Source organism: Bacillus sp. RAR_M1_44, assembly GCF_020165935.1.
In the GTDB taxonomy this organism is placed as follows: Bacteria; Bacillota; Bacilli; order Bacillales; family Bacillaceae; genus Bacillus; species Bacillus altitudinis.
The window spans coordinates 1,678,372-1,693,015 of record NZ_JAIUKX010000001.1; the positions used below are offsets into that span (position 1 = coordinate 1,678,372).

The 14,644-nt window shown below is 41.1% G+C and carries 15 protein-coding genes; 7 read left to right on the forward strand and 8 right to left on the reverse strand.

The window, feature by feature from the left end:
• Window positions 1–411: 411 nt before the first annotated feature.
• Genes LCD34_RS08980 through LCD34_RS08995 form a run of 4 tightly spaced genes read right to left on the reverse strand, consistent with a single transcriptional unit; the run spans window position 412 to window position 5,224 of the window.
• Window positions 412–1,494, reverse strand: a complete 1,083-nt coding sequence (locus tag LCD34_RS08980; RefSeq protein ID WP_024719492.1) for a M24 family metallopeptidase — start codon at window positions 1,492–1,494, stop codon at window positions 412–414.
• Window positions 1,495–1,501: 7 nt separating this feature from the next.
• Window positions 1,502–3,022, reverse strand: a complete 1,521-nt coding sequence (galT, locus tag LCD34_RS08985; RefSeq protein WP_224558816.1) for a UDP-glucose--hexose-1-phosphate uridylyltransferase — start codon at window positions 3,020–3,022, stop codon at window positions 1,502–1,504.
• Between the two features lie 31 nt (window positions 3,023–3,053).
• Window positions 3,054–4,046: a UDP-glucose 4-epimerase GalE gene (gene galE / locus LCD34_RS08990; protein ID WP_224558817.1), complete on the reverse strand. Its 993-nt coding sequence runs from the start codon at window positions 4,044–4,046 to the stop codon at window positions 3,054–3,056.
• Window positions 4,046–5,224 carry a galactokinase gene (locus tag LCD34_RS08995; RefSeq protein ID WP_411910427.1) on the reverse strand — a complete coding sequence of 393 codons (1,179 nt, stop codon included), beginning with the start codon at window positions 5,222–5,224 and terminating at the stop codon, window positions 4,046–4,048. Before LCD34_RS08995 ends, galE begins: the two co-directional genes overlap by 1 nt.
• A gap of 181 nt (window positions 5,225–5,405) precedes the next feature.
• Here LCD34_RS08995 and LCD34_RS09000 point away from each other — a divergent pair, with 181 nt between their 5' ends.
• Window positions 5,406–6,251 (forward strand): AraC family transcriptional regulator, encoded by an 846-nt coding sequence (locus tag LCD34_RS09000; RefSeq protein ID WP_007497828.1) that lies wholly within the window; start codon window positions 5,406–5,408, stop codon window positions 6,249–6,251.
• 34 nt (window positions 6,252–6,285) lie between these two features.
• Here the strand turns inward: LCD34_RS09000 and LCD34_RS09005 are convergent, their stop codons facing one another.
• Window positions 6,286–6,543 carry a hypothetical protein gene (locus tag LCD34_RS09005; protein ID WP_008345502.1) on the reverse strand — a complete coding sequence of 86 codons (258 nt, stop codon included), beginning with the start codon at window positions 6,541–6,543 and terminating at the stop codon, window positions 6,286–6,288.
• A 26-nt stretch (window positions 6,544–6,569) separates the two neighbouring features.
• Window positions 6,570–6,953 (reverse strand): GtrA family protein, encoded by a 384-nt coding sequence (locus LCD34_RS09010; protein WP_024719496.1) that lies wholly within the window; start codon window positions 6,951–6,953, stop codon window positions 6,570–6,572.
• Window positions 6,954–7,411: 458 nt separating this feature from the next.
• Here LCD34_RS09010 and LCD34_RS09015 point away from each other — a divergent pair, with 458 nt between their 5' ends.
• From LCD34_RS09015 to LCD34_RS09025, 3 genes are all read left to right on the forward strand, one after another.
• Window positions 7,412–7,552 carry an anti-repressor SinI family protein gene (locus LCD34_RS09015; protein ID WP_008345506.1) on the forward strand — a complete coding sequence of 47 codons (141 nt, stop codon included), beginning with the start codon at window positions 7,412–7,414 and terminating at the stop codon, window positions 7,550–7,552.
• A 298-nt stretch (window positions 7,553–7,850) separates the two neighbouring features.
• Complete coding sequence (locus LCD34_RS09020; protein WP_224558819.1) at window positions 7,851–8,540, forward strand: class I SAM-dependent methyltransferase; 690 nt, start codon at window positions 7,851–7,853, stop codon at window positions 8,538–8,540.
• Window positions 8,533–9,201: a glycosyltransferase family protein gene (locus tag LCD34_RS09025; RefSeq protein WP_224558820.1), complete on the forward strand. Its 669-nt coding sequence runs from the start codon at window positions 8,533–8,535 to the stop codon at window positions 9,199–9,201. The genes LCD34_RS09020 and LCD34_RS09025 overlap by 8 nt, the downstream gene beginning before the upstream one ends.
• A gap of 341 nt (window positions 9,202–9,542) precedes the next feature.
• On the opposite strand, the gene LCD34_RS09030 is transcribed toward LCD34_RS09025, so the two are convergent.
• Window positions 9,543–9,827, reverse strand: a complete 285-nt coding sequence (locus LCD34_RS09030) for a hypothetical protein (protein WP_017360144.1) — start codon at window positions 9,825–9,827, stop codon at window positions 9,543–9,545.
• Window positions 9,817–10,944, reverse strand: a complete 1,128-nt coding sequence (locus LCD34_RS09035; protein ID WP_046344747.1) for a RapH N-terminal domain-containing protein — start codon at window positions 10,942–10,944, stop codon at window positions 9,817–9,819. Before LCD34_RS09035 ends, LCD34_RS09030 begins: the two co-directional genes overlap by 11 nt.
• A 728-nt stretch (window positions 10,945–11,672) precedes the next feature.
• On the opposite strand from LCD34_RS09035, the gene LCD34_RS09040 reads away from it, so the two are divergent.
• The 3 genes from LCD34_RS09040 (at window position 11,673) to LCD34_RS09050 (ending at window position 14,529) form a co-directional block, all read left to right on the forward strand.
• On the forward strand, window positions 11,673–12,344 hold the full coding sequence (locus tag LCD34_RS09040) for a hypothetical protein (RefSeq protein WP_224558821.1): 672 nt from the start codon (window positions 11,673–11,675) through the stop codon (window positions 12,342–12,344).
• Window positions 12,345–12,679: 335 nt separating this feature from the next.
• Window positions 12,680–12,994 carry a DUF485 domain-containing protein gene (locus LCD34_RS09045; protein WP_025208191.1) on the forward strand — a complete coding sequence of 105 codons (315 nt, stop codon included), beginning with the start codon at window positions 12,680–12,682 and terminating at the stop codon, window positions 12,992–12,994.
• Complete coding sequence (locus LCD34_RS09050) at window positions 12,991–14,529, forward strand: cation acetate symporter (RefSeq protein WP_007497838.1); 1,539 nt, start codon at window positions 12,991–12,993, stop codon at window positions 14,527–14,529. Before LCD34_RS09045 ends, LCD34_RS09050 begins: the two co-directional genes overlap by 4 nt.
• The last annotated feature ends 115 nt before the right edge of the window (window positions 14,530–14,644 follow it).

Consider the following 14,644-nt stretch of genomic DNA (forward strand, 5'->3'; position numbering starts at 1 on the left):
TTAGCTCCCCTTTTTTCAAAAGTTCATTTATTTTTCAACAGATTTCTATTGAAATGTCATAAATTCGCCATAAATTTATATTATTGCACACACAATAAATTTCTAGGATTTTGAAAAGTTGAGAGTTGAAGGCAAAGGACATACAATCAAGAACTTTGTCAAATTTAGGTTTACCACAATAAAAAAGTTTGGTCAAATTTCAATTTAACTTTATGAAATTTTATCTAGGTAAACAATTCTGAAATAGGTATCCCCATATTTAACAAAAACCTTACTCATTTTAACGCAAGTCGACAAGAAAAGAAAGTATCGATCGATCGCCTATGCGCTGTAATGATTGGTAATGGTGATAAATGAGTGGAAACTCACTAAAGACTTCCAGCAAAAAACCGGCTCATCGCCGGCTTCTCATTATTCGTCTCTCACCAAAATGTCTGGTCGTCTATAGATGCTTCCTTCATGTTCTATGTCTATATACGTCCACTTGCCTGTATAGGTTAAAAAGCGATTTCCTTCTTTCTCGACGACCATCGTATCTTCTGATTTCAATCCTGGTAAGGAAGGATTCCAAGTGAATACTTGATGAAGCTGGATCTCTTCCACTGATGTAGGAACTGCAATGATCTCTCTAGACACAAATCCAGTCTTGCCACCCTGGTGAAGCTTTTTCCAGCTATCAGGAAATCCTTCTTTTTCATATTGAGCAATGCCGGCCTTCAATACATCTCCAATGGTGTTCCCTGGACGAGTAGCCGCATTCATGACCGTGTCAATTCGCGCAAGCCTTTCCTTGTTTTCTTCAAGCTCCTTTGGTAGCTGTCCAAAGTAAACGGATCTTGTGACATTTGCCACGAGTCCATGCCGTTCAGCACAAAGGACAACCAGTGCATGCTTTTGAAGTGCTTTTTCTGTTGGGATCGGGTGGCGATATTGATGAATCCGGTCATCTGTCGCCACAAGCAGCACTTCTATCGTCATTCCCTGCCCGATCGCTCTTTGAGCAACAAGCGAAGCAATTTCATGCTCCGTCTGTCCTGGAACGATTTCTTGACAGACACTTTCTACAATAACAGCTGTTTCATGACAAAGGGTTTCGTATTGGCTGAGCTGTGGCGCTGAAAGGATCGATCGAACACGAGACAAATCGGGTTCGATCCATTCCACTCCTTCCATTTGAATGTCCGCACCGATTCGTTTGTCTTTTATGAGTGTTTGAATGTAAGGAGTCTCATCCTCAAACCAATCCATTGTGACGACTTGAAAGGGATGGTCAAAATACGCCATTTCTTCTTCAATGATTCGTTTTTCTTCCATTTGATTCACAACTAGGACAATATCGTCTTTCAACACAAGTAGCTGACAAACGCCCTCTGGCGTGTTTAACACAATGTGGTTTCTTCTTCCTCCTGTAAGCCAAGAAAAGTTATTACGCTTTTGAATCAGAACACCGTCGAGTTGTTTTTCTTCCATTAAAGTTCTTACCTGTTCAATCATCAACTCATCACCTGCCTGTATGGAGTGTTTGAATGAAACGTTTAAATGCTGTTTTCCCTTGCTCTGTTCTTTTAAACACACCCGCCTGCGCGAGTATACGAGAAAAAATGAGGCCGATTTCTTTTTGTAAAATGGCTTCTACGTTGTCCTTCGTAAAGGTATTCTCTTCGATCAGACGCTCTGCCCATGACTCGTGCTTCATGATAGACGGGCAGGCTTTGATTTCTTCAAGAGGGTGTTTGGACAGCAACGCCGCTTTTAGCAGGCTTAATTCCTCTGCTAATCTTCCAGGAAGCACGGCGAGACCCATGACCTCAATTAAACCGATATTCTCTTTTTTAATATGATGAACTTCTTTGTGCGGGTGGAAGATTCCGTCGGGGTGCTGCTTGTCTGTACGGTTATTTCGTAGCACGAGATCTAATTCGTACTCATCCCCATGACGACGTGCAATTGGTGTAATGGTATTGTGCGGGGTCTCTCCTGTATGAGAGAAAAGACCCGCTTCTGGATCTGAATACATTTTCCACTCATGTAATATAAAATCTGCTGCCTCCGCAAGCGTCTGCTGGTCGCTACTTTGAAGCCTGATCACTGACATCGGCCATTTCACAATTCCCGCCTTTACCCTCGGAAACTTTTCGAGAGAAAACACTTCTTCCATCTTTGCTTTCGCCATCGGAAATTCATGAGCACCACCTTGAAAGTGGTCATGACTTAATATGCTGCCTCCAACAATGGGAAGATCAGCATTTGATCCTATGAAATAGTGCGGATATATAGATATGAAGGAAAGCAGACGCTCGAAGGTCTTTTTAGATATCTGCATTGGTTCATGCTCGCCCTTGAACACAATACAATGTTCGTTGTAATACACATACGGCGAGAATTGCATAAACCACGACTCATTTGTAAGTGTTACCGGAATAATCCGGTGATTCTGTCTTGCTGGGTGATTGATGCGTCCCCCAAACCCAACGTTTTCTTTACAAAGGAGACAAAGAGGATATTGCTTTTGACTCAGCTGTTTGGCTTCAGCGATCGCTTTTGGGTCCTTTTCCGGTTTCGATAGATTAATCGTGATCTCAAGCTCACCATCTTCTGTCGGTGTAAACCACTGCACATTTTTGGCGATTCTGCCTGTATGAATATAGTGGGCATGCTGCTGCATTTCATAAAACCAGCTTGTCGCTGCCTTTGGTCCGCAATGCTTGCGTTTCTCTTCAAACTTTGCATAGATGACACTCGGAGGCGCCACCAAGCAGCCCATGATTTTGGAATCTAATAAATCACGATACGTATCTGTCCCGTCAGGAATAAGACCTGTTTCAACTGCCCAATCGAGCATCGGCATTAAGATGTCTTCAAGGTCGCTGTCTCCTGAGACTGTTCTTGCCTCAGCATCATCGAGACCAAGCACCTCTAGCAGCCGGTTCCTTGTATAATCCATATCTAGTGGTGATATCAGCTCTTTATTAACCCCATATTGAATCAGCTGTTCTAGCTTTTCAAAAATATCAATCGCCATTCCCTTTGTCTCCTCCCCTGCCTGCTACACGTTACTCACTTTGATAGCCATCTGGATGTTTCTGAAACCAATCCCATGCACTTTGAATGATGGTGTGGAGATCTGCATATTGCGGCTTCCATCCTAGTTCTTTCAGCGCTTTTTCTGATGAAGCAATCAGCTTAGCTGGATCACCCGCACGTCTTTCTGCCACCTGTGCTGGAATGGCATGACCCGTCACTTCTCTTGCGGCTTCCACGACCTGCTTCACAGAGAAGCCTGTGCCGTTCCCTAAGTTGTACGTCGCGCTTCCTTTTCCTTCACGCAGACGCTCAACCGCTAGAATGTGCGCCTCTACTAAATCCATGACATGAATGTAGTCTCTAATGCATGTGCCATCCTCTGTTTCATAATCATCACCGTAAATCATGATTTGATCACGCTTTCCTAAAGCCACTTGTAGAATAATCGGAATTAAATGCGTTTCTGGCTGATGATCTTCACCGACAATCCCTTCTGTATGAGCACCGGCTACATTAAAATAGCGAAGCACAACATATTCAACACCATATGCCTGCTCAGACCACTTCAGCATTTTCTCAATCGCGAGCTTCGTTTCCCCATAAGGATTTGTTGGGTTCGTCTCATCCGTTTCAACGATCGGTACACGCTTTGGTTCACCATATGTCGCAGCAGTTGAAGAGAATACAATACGTTTCACATCAAATTCATTCATCACCTGAAGTAAAGCCGTTGCCCCTCCGACGTTGTTGTCATAGTACTTCAGCGGGTCTGTTACACTTTCTCCAACAAGTGAATCTGCCGCAAAGTGCATGACCGCTTCAATGTCATGTGTTTGAAAAACACGTCTTAAAAAAGCGTGATCCCTTAAATCTCCCTCTTCTAATACGGCACCCTTTACGACTGCCTCTTTATGACCTGTCTGCAAATTATCCACAATCACCACTTGTTCTCCTTTAGCCAAAAGAGCCGCTACCGCATGACTGCCAATAAAACCTGCTCCTCCACATACTAAAATTGCCATCAAATGTCCTCCTTCGTTAATTCTCTAGCGCCGCCTCCAATTCCAGCTGTGTAAAAAGAGGCTTGAATGCCTGTTTTTTCTTGATAAATCGCACCTGTTTCTTCTATAAATGAGTCCAGCAGCTCTTCTTTCACAATGCTGACGGTACAGCCCCCAAAGCCAGCACCTGTCATACGAGAACCAATCGCCCCTGGATGTTGCCATGCGGCTTCAGCCAGTGCATCTAGCTCAAGCCCAGTGACTTCATAATCATTCTTTAAAGAAAGGTGAGATGCCTTCATGAGTGCACCTAGTTCTTCCATTTTATCATCTTTCAGAAAATTTACTGCTTTCATGGTCCTCTCATTTTCCGTAATGGCATGTCTTGCACGTCTTCTACACGTTTCATCTTGTATCAAATGTTCATGCTTAGCGAATTCATCCACCGTGAGCTCACATAAATGCGCAATATCTCGTTCTTTTCTAAGATCGCTTATAGCAGATTGACATTCTGAACGGCGTTCATTGTATTTGGAATCTGCAAGTGTTCGTTTTTTATTTGTATTGGCAATGACAAGTGCCAGACCCTCTTGCCGAAATGGGCTGTATTCAAAGGAAAGCGTGTCACAATTGAGCAAAATAGCGTGACCTTTTTTTCCAAGACTAATTGAAAATTGATCCATAATGCCGCAGTTCACGCCTATAAACTCATTTTCAGCACGCTGCGCAAGAAGGGCTAGGTCGATTTGCGTTACGCCGAATGACGACCATTCATTGATCAAGACAGCCGTGACGAGCTCAATAGAGGCGGAAGATGACAGACCTGCGCCATTTGGGATATTGCCGGCATATACAATATCAAAGCCTTCTTTCACATCCATGCCTGCTTCGATAAACTGTTGGAATACTCCCTTCGGATAATTCGCCCAGCCGTCCGATTCTGAGAAAGCGATTTCAAAAAGGTCGAACTCTTTCACACCTTCTTCTTCAAAATTCAAGGAATACATTCTGACGCGTCCATCTGATCGTCTTGCTCCCGCAGCATATGTACCAAGGGTGAGTGCACATGGAAAGACATGGCCCCCATTATAATCTGTGTGTTCACCAATCAGATTGACTCTGCCTGGGGCGAAAAAATAGCGGAGTTCTTCCTGATCTCCAAATTGCTGGTGAAATGCTGCTCGTAATGTGTCGATCATATCCATTCCCCTTTTCTCTTCTGATAATCTTATTTTAGTTGCCCCGTCAGCTGAAGTTCAATGGTAAAAAAATCGTTAAAAAATACCCTTTTTTTGCTGTGAATGGTACGATGTGATATGAGGTGTAACATGATTCAAAATAGAAAAAGGTTGTTTTTTGCTGTGAAGGAGGGTTTCCAATTTGAAGAAAGAAGCATTTGCATTTCGTTTTCACCATTCTGATGTGACATTGCCGGCCCAAATCTGGTCTGTTGGCTGGGAAGTTCAATCATCTTCGTTATACAGCTGGAATGGCGTAGAGCGGAAGGATCAGGGCAAGTGCATCTTTCAGCTCACACTGTCTGGACACGGCATGATTGAAATCGGACAGAAACGATTCAAAGTATTGCCTGGACAGGCCTTTCTGGTGAAAAGCCCCAGTGCTTATCAATACTATTTTCCAGAAGACAGTGAACATTGGGAATTTCTCTATTTAACACTTTATGGGGAAGCCTGTGACCTTTGCTTTGATCAATTTATCGATCAAGGAAAGCAGGTCATGCGTTTTCATCCGAATTCCAAACCGATCCGCCTGCTAAAGAAGATTTATGATGAAGCCAGTGAAAGACGGATTACCAATCCATTTGAGGGGTCTAGCCTTGCTTATCAATTTGTCATGGAACTGTATTCATATTTGCCAAAGCTTGAGGGACAAATGGAGAAATGGCCTGAGCCCATCGTCCAAGCGGCCTTATTTGCAAGCCACCATTTTCACGAGGAGATTGGGCCTGACGATATGGCAGCTGCGGCACGTTTATCCAAAAGTCATTTTACGAGGGAATTCAAAAAGGCAACTGGCTTCACACCGATTCATTATTTAACCAATATTCGTTTAGAAAAGGCGGAAACGTTACTGAAAACAACGAAATACTCGATTGAAGAAATCGCCATACAGTGCGGCTACCGAAACGCGAATTACTTGAATAAAGTCTTTCGAAAGAAAATCGGCATGTCTCCAAAGCAACTCCGGGAAACAAGCGATGCATAATAAAAAGCAGCCGCTTTTCAATTGGCTGCTTCTTTTACGCTTTCGTCAGGTCAACACGAATTCTCCCTTGTCTTAAAACAATGGTCATTTGCGTATCAGGGGTCATTAAATTTTCTAAAATGTCTGTCGCTGTTTGAAGCGCAATGTCCATTCGGTTGATCTTTTCCTTTTCTTGTTCAGAAAATGCTTCTGGATGTGCGGTCATTTCTTTGACTAGCCTCAACACTTGTTCATGCTGCTTTTCTGTTTGTTGATATATGGCATCATATAATTCGTCTGGCCTGCTGCTCATTTCACATCACCTATCTTTTTCATGTGTTAAATCGCATCTTCTTTTGTTTTCTTGAAGACGAACCATTTACTGGCGACATAATTGACCACGACAATCACAAAGTTAACAAGAATTTTTGCGACGGTTTCGTTGAGCGCCATTTGGCTCACAAATAAAATCATCAGCCCCAGATCTACACCTAGAGACATGAGACGGACACTAAAAAATGAAGAAAGCTCACGCATCAGGCTTTTTGTGTCACGAGCCTTTTGCTTGAAGACATACTTCTTATTGGTGATATAAGCAAAGAGCACAGCAAATACCCATGAAACAACCGTTGCTGTTTTGTAATCCATAGAAAACATCTCAACGAATAAATAGAAGCTGACTATGTTGACAATGGTTGTACACACACCCATGATCAGATACATGACAACTTCTTGATACTTTTGAAAAAGGCTATACATGTCTTTCTTCATTCCTTCTTGGTGAATTCTGTTTCTTTTAGAATACCATCTTAAGAAGAACTTCCCAAACGAACAATATGTGCGTCCTGTAAAGATGAAATTTGTTCTCGCTGATGGCATATGTCAACCTTATGGGTTTATATGAGTCAAATGATTTAGGTCTTTATCATTATTTTAATTTATAATCTTTTAACTGACTTTACAATTGTTTATTATGAGAAGTAAGAATTCAATATTTATGGGTTTTTTAGTCATTTTTTTAGGGACGTGGTAGGTGATAGATTTTACAAAATAGGTTAAATGTCATCATTTTTCGACAAAAATCTATTTTTGTACTCCATTCACATACACGTACAGTTACTAGACGGTTTGTTCAAGTCATTGGTTGCAGATGAATATGTCTTATTGAACTGGAGGATATTATGGATACGCAAGTGAAAAGAAGAGTTGACGAAGAGTGGGTTTATTTGATTCAAGAAGCGAAAAAAATTGGACTAGGCATCGAGGAAATACAAGCTTTTTTAACATCCAACGGTGATCAGAAGATGATAAACAAACCGTAATCAACGCCGTTATCCTTTGTCTTTCAGATTGCTTTGGCTAAAGTTCTAACCTGTCAATTGACCTTTAAACATCCTTTCATGACGATACGCTACAATAATTGAACACCTCATCATACCAATCCCTTCCACTCAATGGGGTTCTGTCTTTCTATTTTTAGGAGGACAGTCCGTTCCCTGTTCTTTATATGACCCCTTTTTAGCTGTCATTCATGGAAATTGCCCATTTTTCGTTATAAAACCAAGCTCCCCACCCATATATTAAGCATAAGACACAAGAAAGAAGAAAGGTGGGTGGCGCGTGAGTTCAGATTCCCTATCTTATTATCATCAAAAGAAGGATCAATATTATCACGGTGTGAACCCTGTGATTGTCCATCGTATTCGCAAGGAATGGACGTCTATCTTGGATATCGGATGCGGCACAGGTCAGCTTGGCAAAGTCCTAAAACAACAAGACCGTACCATATATGGAATTGAATCTTTTGAAGATGCGGCAAAGCAGGCTGAGAAAGTGCTGGATCATGTTTTATGCGGCAATATTGAACAGATGGCGCTGCCTTATCAACATGAACAATTTGACTGCATCATTTTCGGAGACGTCCTTGAACATTTATTGGACCCTTGGGCCGTTTTAAAAAAGGTCAAACCTTTTCTGAAAAAGGAAGGGGTCATCTTGTCTTCCATTCCGAATATTGGTCATATTTCAACGGTTTTAGAATTACTGGCTGGGAGATTTTCTTATACAGATGCAGGATTAATGGATCAAACACATTTACGTTTCTTTACCCTTCACGAAATTCATTCCCTCTTTCAGTCAGCCGGGTTTCATGTTCGTGAGCTTGAAACCATTCGTGTACAACACCCTTCCTATACGGGCGTCATGAATGATCTACATGAATTACTCGTAAAACATGGCATCCGTTTTGATTTTAACGAGGCAGCGACTGCCTATCAATACGTGGTTGAGGCGGTTCAACTCAATGAGTAGCCCCACCATCTTATTTGTTTTATGTGTAAATGATGAGTCGATGTTTCAAGCTTGCTTCCGGCAGCTCGCTTCACTTCCTGCTCCGCACGGGTATCATGTAGAGGTTTTGCCCATTAGACATGCATCAAGTATGACCTCTGCATACAATGAAGCTCTCACTCATCCTGCACAGTTTAAAATTTATCTTCATCAAGATACACTCATCGTCAAACAGCATATGCTTCTCGAGCTGATCCCACTTTTCTTGCAGAATCCGTCACTTGGCATGCTTGGGGTAATAGGTGCAGAAAGTGTGCCAGACAATGGAATCTGGTGGGAGAGCCATGATTGCAGAGGGAAAGTCATTGAATATCGGCACGACACCTATCAGCTGCTAACGTTTGAATCTGGTCATCCACAGACAGAGCCCCAAGGTTATATCAAAGCTTCTGCTATTGACGGTCTTTTTATGGCAACACAATATGATATCAAGTGGCGTGAGGATCTTTTAGACGGGTTTCATTTTTATGATGTGTCACAGTCTTTTGAGTTTGCACAGCGGGGATATGAGGTTGGGATTGCAAGGCAAGTGGAGCCCTGGTGTATTCACAAATGCGGAGATCATTTTGATGCAGAAGCATATGAAAAAGCAAGACAAACATTTCTTGCGCATTATCGGTAGAAAGCACCCTTTTCGGGTGCCCAGAATGTAGAGAAACTCATGTTTTTCTACATTCTTTTTTATTTTCCACGTCATGATGTTAGGTGAGAATGAATGAAAAGGCCTTCCACACATGTCTTGAAATGGCCTTTTGGTGCTTTTGAGATCTTGTGCAGCTTTCAAGAAAAGGACACGGAGCACATGCTTTCGGATCTGATTTGTAGAACCGATAACCACTCCGATCCGTTATTGTATATGCTTTTCTCTATTATAAAATGGAGAGATGTAAGTTTTAATGGGGACAATTAGGCTGTCGAGATTTCCTCGACAGCCTGACAGACCCTAAAGATCTGTTTGATTCATCAAGTAGATAATCTAGAATCACGGGTTCCAAAACGAACATCAGGATTTTCACTAGAACGGGTTCCGTTCCTCACAGCAAAATCGTTATCTTGTTGAGATAAAGTTATAAGAGGAAAATCCTCAGTAGTAACGCTACTGCCTGTAGCATTTCTTACAGTCAGATCAGTGGATTCTGGAGAAGTAGCATTTCTTGAATTCACATCAAAATCGACAGATGATAATGAGATCACACCTAGCAATGCCGAAGCACTCAAAAAACCAGTAAGAACCGTTTTAAAATTCATATGAACAGTCGCCCCTTTGGATTTGTTTTCGGGCGTACATCACTTTTTCATACATTTTTACAGATTCATCCATACGCCCATTCTCATTATAGTACCGAGCCGCTTCGAGCGCTAGGTCTTCCATGTATGGATACCCCCTCTCATTCTCTAATTTTTCCAATGAGCTCAAGACTTCACTTAGGTTTGCTGTTTTTAAAAATAAAATGTCCAATACCATCAGTAACGATAAAAATAGATCATTTTTTCTATTCTTCGCTTCTTCCAATCCTCTTTTGAAAAATCTTTCACCCTCAATAAATTCCTTTTGACTCAAATGAAATAACGATAATTCATAATAAACCAAAAGCAACTCTGTAGCATTAATAGGCTCTCCTTCTAGAATCACCTGATTAAAATAAGCTAATGCCCTATTAAAATCACCTACTCCTTTATAACAACACCCAATATTAAATAATGACTTCACAATCATTGGCTTATTAGACATTGCCTTAGATTTTTCTAAAGCTGACAATAAATGAGGAAGCGCCTTTTCTCTGCATTCAAAATCAATGAAATTACCTGCCATAACAGTTAGACAATTAATTTCTCGAATCATATAAAGAGAATTGCTCTTATGTGCCTTATAAGTATCATAAGAAAGACCAACGTAATACATAGACACGTGTGTCTGTTTCATGTGATAAAACACTTCTGATAATTTATAATAAAATTCCGCTCTCTCTAACTCATCCCCTACTTGCTCTAGGCGCTTTTCCGCGCGCTTATAGAACACAATAGCTCTAATAAACTCTCCTTTTTTGAATTCATACATCCCTTGAAAAAAATTAAAATAGTATTCAAGGATGGCTGACATCTTCTTTCCTTGTCCTTCTACAGCTTTCAAGTAATCCGATTTTTCAAGTGGTTCTTTAGAAGGCTGCACATAGTCTGTCATCAATTGATGACGGAACTCCATCAACTGAAAATAAAGAACCGCCTGTTCATCTTCTTCCATGACATCGATTTCTTTTCTAACCTCTTCTCTTAGCTTCTGAGCCTCTTTAACATTGAATCTTTTTATTTGCTTATACCATTCATTTATCTTGATCGCTACAACTGGAGACGGTATAGAAGCCATTTACAATCCCCCTAGAAAACCAATTTTTAATAAATGTTAGCATAACAACTCCTAATAAAACCCTATTTATCCATTGATTTGTAAAATTTTCGGCATAGCGCAAGCACTTTTTAAGCAAATAGGGCACAAGACATATCGGTTTTTATACGTAATCGCAGTGGTGTTTTTGTATTTTAAGTAACAAAAAACAGGCTCTTCAGCCTGTTCTTTATTATCCAGTAATGACCATATTGATGAATGGGACACTCAATAAAAAGAAAACAACAGCAAAATAACAAGCACCATTTAACATCATCAATACTGATATTACCGTCATCATACATTCGCCTCCCATATAAAAGAACCTAAATTGCGGTCACCGCAACCCAAAAAGAAATTTTCCAATGAATTCCCAAATTCAAACCGATCAATGATAGGATGAAAACATGTCAAAAAAGGAGGGAGTACTATGAATTATTATGCTGTTGTATTTTTTTACGCCGCCACTTAATAAAAGCCACTGAAAACACAAGAAGTAAAATCGCAATAAGCTTGAAAATAAAGCGAGTGAAGAAAGTAGCATCTTCGAACTCCGTTGCAAAGATACAAGCCCCTATGATTATCCCGATCATGCCTACTACCCAATTCCAAAACACATCAATCACTCCTCAATTAACTTTTTTTAAAAGAAAAGCATTTTTTATCCATATGTTTATTATTGCACAAAAAACAAGGGGGAAATATCCAAAATGAAAAAGTTCATAATCGGGCTTTTAGGCATGACGCTATTTTTAACAGTTCCATTACAAACCGTAGCCGCAGTAACCCTAGAACCTCAAGGAATTAAAGAATCTTATCAAACTGAAATTGAAGGCAAACTACATACTTTCAATTCTGTAGTTAAAGGCAGCACTCAAACAATAACGATTGATAATGGTGAACAAACAGATACCGTCTCTTTTGATCGGGCAACAGAAGAACTTCGTATCAACAATGAACTAGTAGACATTAAAGAATTTAAAGAAGCTGGACCAGAATTATTAAGTGAAGACGGCGAATTTAACACAAAATCAAACAAAGATTATCAATGGAGACTTGTAAAAACCTATAAAAACAAATTCAACGTTACTCTTGCTATTGTCGTTCTTGTGACAACAACAATTTTGGCATTACCGACAGGGACCGGTGCTGTAGCTGGCGCAGTCTTGACACTAAAAGTAATAGCCATACTCGCTACAACAGTAACTACAGCTTCAGGATCAACCGGTCAAAAAGTCTTTCATTACACATTCAAAACATACTACAGCCCGAAAAATGGATACTGGAACAACAAATTTGTCTTATCTGTCTACAAAGATTCCAAGCGTAAAAAGCATGTTAAAACAGTTTCACATACGACACGTCTTGGGAAAAAATATTAAAAGAGAAGCAGGCTCCATCAGCCTGCTTCTCTACATGTTTATGTAATGTAATTCTTGATATTAATATGCCAACGCATTATGACCTCAAATGTTTCATTTGCTAAATCGAATCTACAGACCATGTGACAATGGATATCATAGAGTTTTTTTCTTTGATCTTATATTTGATTTCCAGCTTCTTGTGTTTATTTTCATTTTCCCAATATTTATATCCACAATTGATCAGGCTAAACACCCTTTTCGGGTGCCTTTTTTATGATATACTGTCATAAACAACCAGATCGTCTCATATGCATTGGAGTACCTTGTCCCTAATTCGTACAAAGGAGGAAACAATGGCAGACAAAAACGTTCATTATAAGAAGGTTGCCGCTTCAAAGGATTTTCGAAAACTTCTTGAGGAAAAACGCAGATTTATCGTACCGATGACGATTTTCTTTTTTCTCTTTTACTTTTCACTTCCGGTTGCTACATCCTACTTCACCTTTTTGAACACGCCAGCAATTGGAGCGATCACGTGGGCTTGGTTATTTGCCCTCACGCAATTTGTGATGACATGGGTTTTATGTGGGCTTTATGCAAAAAAAGCAGCTCAGTTCGACAAATATGTAAGCGCTTTAAAAACCGAATCTAGAGGTGATGACGAATGAGTATGACCGCTTTTATTTTATTCATAGCGATCGTAGGGCTCACATTGGTCATCACGTATTTTGCTGCGAAAAAAACAAGCAATGCGAGTGATTTTTACACCGCAGGCGGCGGACTGACTGGATTTCAAAATGGCCTTGCCATCGCCGGGGACTATATGTCTGCTGCTTCATTTTTAGGGATCGCCGGCATGATCGCCTTAAATGGATTTGACGGCTTTTTCTATAGTATTGGCTTTCTTGTAGCGTATCTTGTCGTCCTTTATGTCGTGGCTGAACCGCTTCGAAATCTAGGAAAATATACGATGGCTGATATGATTGCTGCACGATTTAAGCGTCCTGCCATTCGAGGAGTAGCCGCATTTAACACAATCACAGTCTCGACTTTTTATATGATTGCGCAGCTTGTTGGGGCAGGTGCATTAATCAAACTGCTTCTTGGCATAGATTACTGGATTGCGGTGCTGATCGTAGGTGTCTTGATGACCATTTATGTCGTGTTTGGCGGCATGATTGCCACCAGCTGGGTACAGATCACGAAAGCTGTGCTTCTCATGCTGGGCACGCTGATTATTTCGCTGCTTGTGTTTGCTAAGTTTGATTTTAGCCTGCTGAAGATGTTTGAACAGATGAAAACAGCGACCCCGCTTGGTGAAGCTTTTCTTCACCCGGGAAATAAATATGATGTGCCTTTAGAGACCTTGTCTCTGAACCTTGCACTTGTGCTTGGAACAGCAGGTTTGCCGCATATTTTGATCCGTTTTTATACGGTAAAGGATGCCATTTCTGCGCGTAAATCTGTTCTATCCGCTACGTGGATCATCGGGATTTTTTATTTAATGACGGTTTTCCTCGGCTTCGGTGCCGCTGCTTTTGTCGGAACAGATGCAATTACGGCAGCCGATGCAGCAGGAAACATGGCTGCACCACTGCTTGCACAGGCCCTAGGGGGAGATTTATTATTTGCCTTTGTTTCCGCTATTGCCTTTGCGACTATACTGGCAGTGGTCACCGGTCTCGTTTTATCCGCCGCGTCTGCCTTTGCTCATGACTTTTATAGCCAGATTATCCGCAAAGGAAAAGCGAGTGAACGTGAACAGGTGAAGGCGGCACGCTTTGCTTCTATCGGCGTGGCTATCCTTTCCATCATTCTTGCATTATTTGCGCAATCTTTAAACGTCGCTTTTCTTGTGTCACTTGCCTTCGCAGTGGCAGCAAGTGCGAATTTACCGTTGATTATCTTCACTGTCTTTTGGAAACGATTTAACTCAACAGGTGCTATCGCAGGAAGCTTAACAGGTCTTCTGAGCGCACTCCTGATCGTGTCACTCAGCCCAAGCGTCTGGGACCCATCAGGGGCAGCCATTTTCACAGGAGAGCCGCTTATCCCACTATCGAACCCTGGGATTATCTCGATCCCGCTCGGATTCCTTGCAGCTTACTTAGGCACCATTTTCTCCTCTGAAAAAGCAGATGAAGACACCTTTACAGAAATTCAAGTAAAAGCACACACAGGTATGCATATGGATACAGATTGATGAGAAAAAGCCGGCTGCTCTGCCGGCTTTTTCAGTGTTCTTGCTATTTCAAAACTGTACTCAATATGGGATAAATTGGCCTTTTAATCTCTCTTTATATCTTTCTAACTTATCA

Excerpts from the sequence above, each read along its gene's own strand:
- LCD34_RS08980 (WP_024719492.1), bottom strand. The coding sequence starts at position 1,494 with ATGATTGAACAGGTAAGAACTTTAATGGAAGAAAAACAACTCGACGGT.
- galT (WP_224558816.1), bottom strand. The coding sequence starts at position 3,022 with ATGGCGATTGATATTTTTGAAAAGCTAGAACAGCTGATTCAATATGGG.
- galE (WP_224558817.1), bottom strand. The coding sequence starts at position 4,046 with ATGGCAATTTTAGTATGTGGAGGAGCAGGTTTTATTGGCAGTCATGCG.
- LCD34_RS08995 (WP_411910427.1), bottom strand. The coding sequence starts at position 5,224 with ATGATCGACACATTACGAGCAGCATTTCACCAGCAATTTGGAGATCAG.
- LCD34_RS09005 (WP_008345502.1), bottom strand. The coding sequence starts at position 6,543 with ATGAGCAGCAGGCCAGACGAATTATATGATGCCATATATCAACAAACA.
- LCD34_RS09010 (WP_024719496.1), bottom strand. The coding sequence starts at position 6,953 with ATGTATCTGATCATGGGTGTGTGTACAACCATTGTCAACATAGTCAGC.
- LCD34_RS09015 (WP_008345506.1), top strand. The coding sequence starts at position 7,412 with ATGGATACGCAAGTGAAAAGAAGAGTTGACGAAGAGTGGGTTTATTTG.
- LCD34_RS09025 (WP_224558820.1), top strand. The coding sequence starts at position 8,533 with ATGAGTAGCCCCACCATCTTATTTGTTTTATGTGTAAATGATGAGTCG.
- LCD34_RS09030 (WP_017360144.1), bottom strand. The coding sequence starts at position 9,827 with ATGAATTTTAAAACGGTTCTTACTGGTTTTTTGAGTGCTTCGGCATTG.
- LCD34_RS09035 (WP_046344747.1), bottom strand. The coding sequence starts at position 10,944 with ATGGCTTCTATACCGTCTCCAGTTGTAGCGATCAAGATAAATGAATGG.
- LCD34_RS09040 (WP_224558821.1), top strand. The coding sequence starts at position 11,673 with ATGAAAAAGTTCATAATCGGGCTTTTAGGCATGACGCTATTTTTAACA.
- LCD34_RS09045 (WP_025208191.1), top strand. The coding sequence starts at position 12,680 with ATGGCAGACAAAAACGTTCATTATAAGAAGGTTGCCGCTTCAAAGGAT.
- LCD34_RS09050 (WP_007497838.1), top strand. The coding sequence starts at position 12,991 with ATGAGTATGACCGCTTTTATTTTATTCATAGCGATCGTAGGGCTCACA.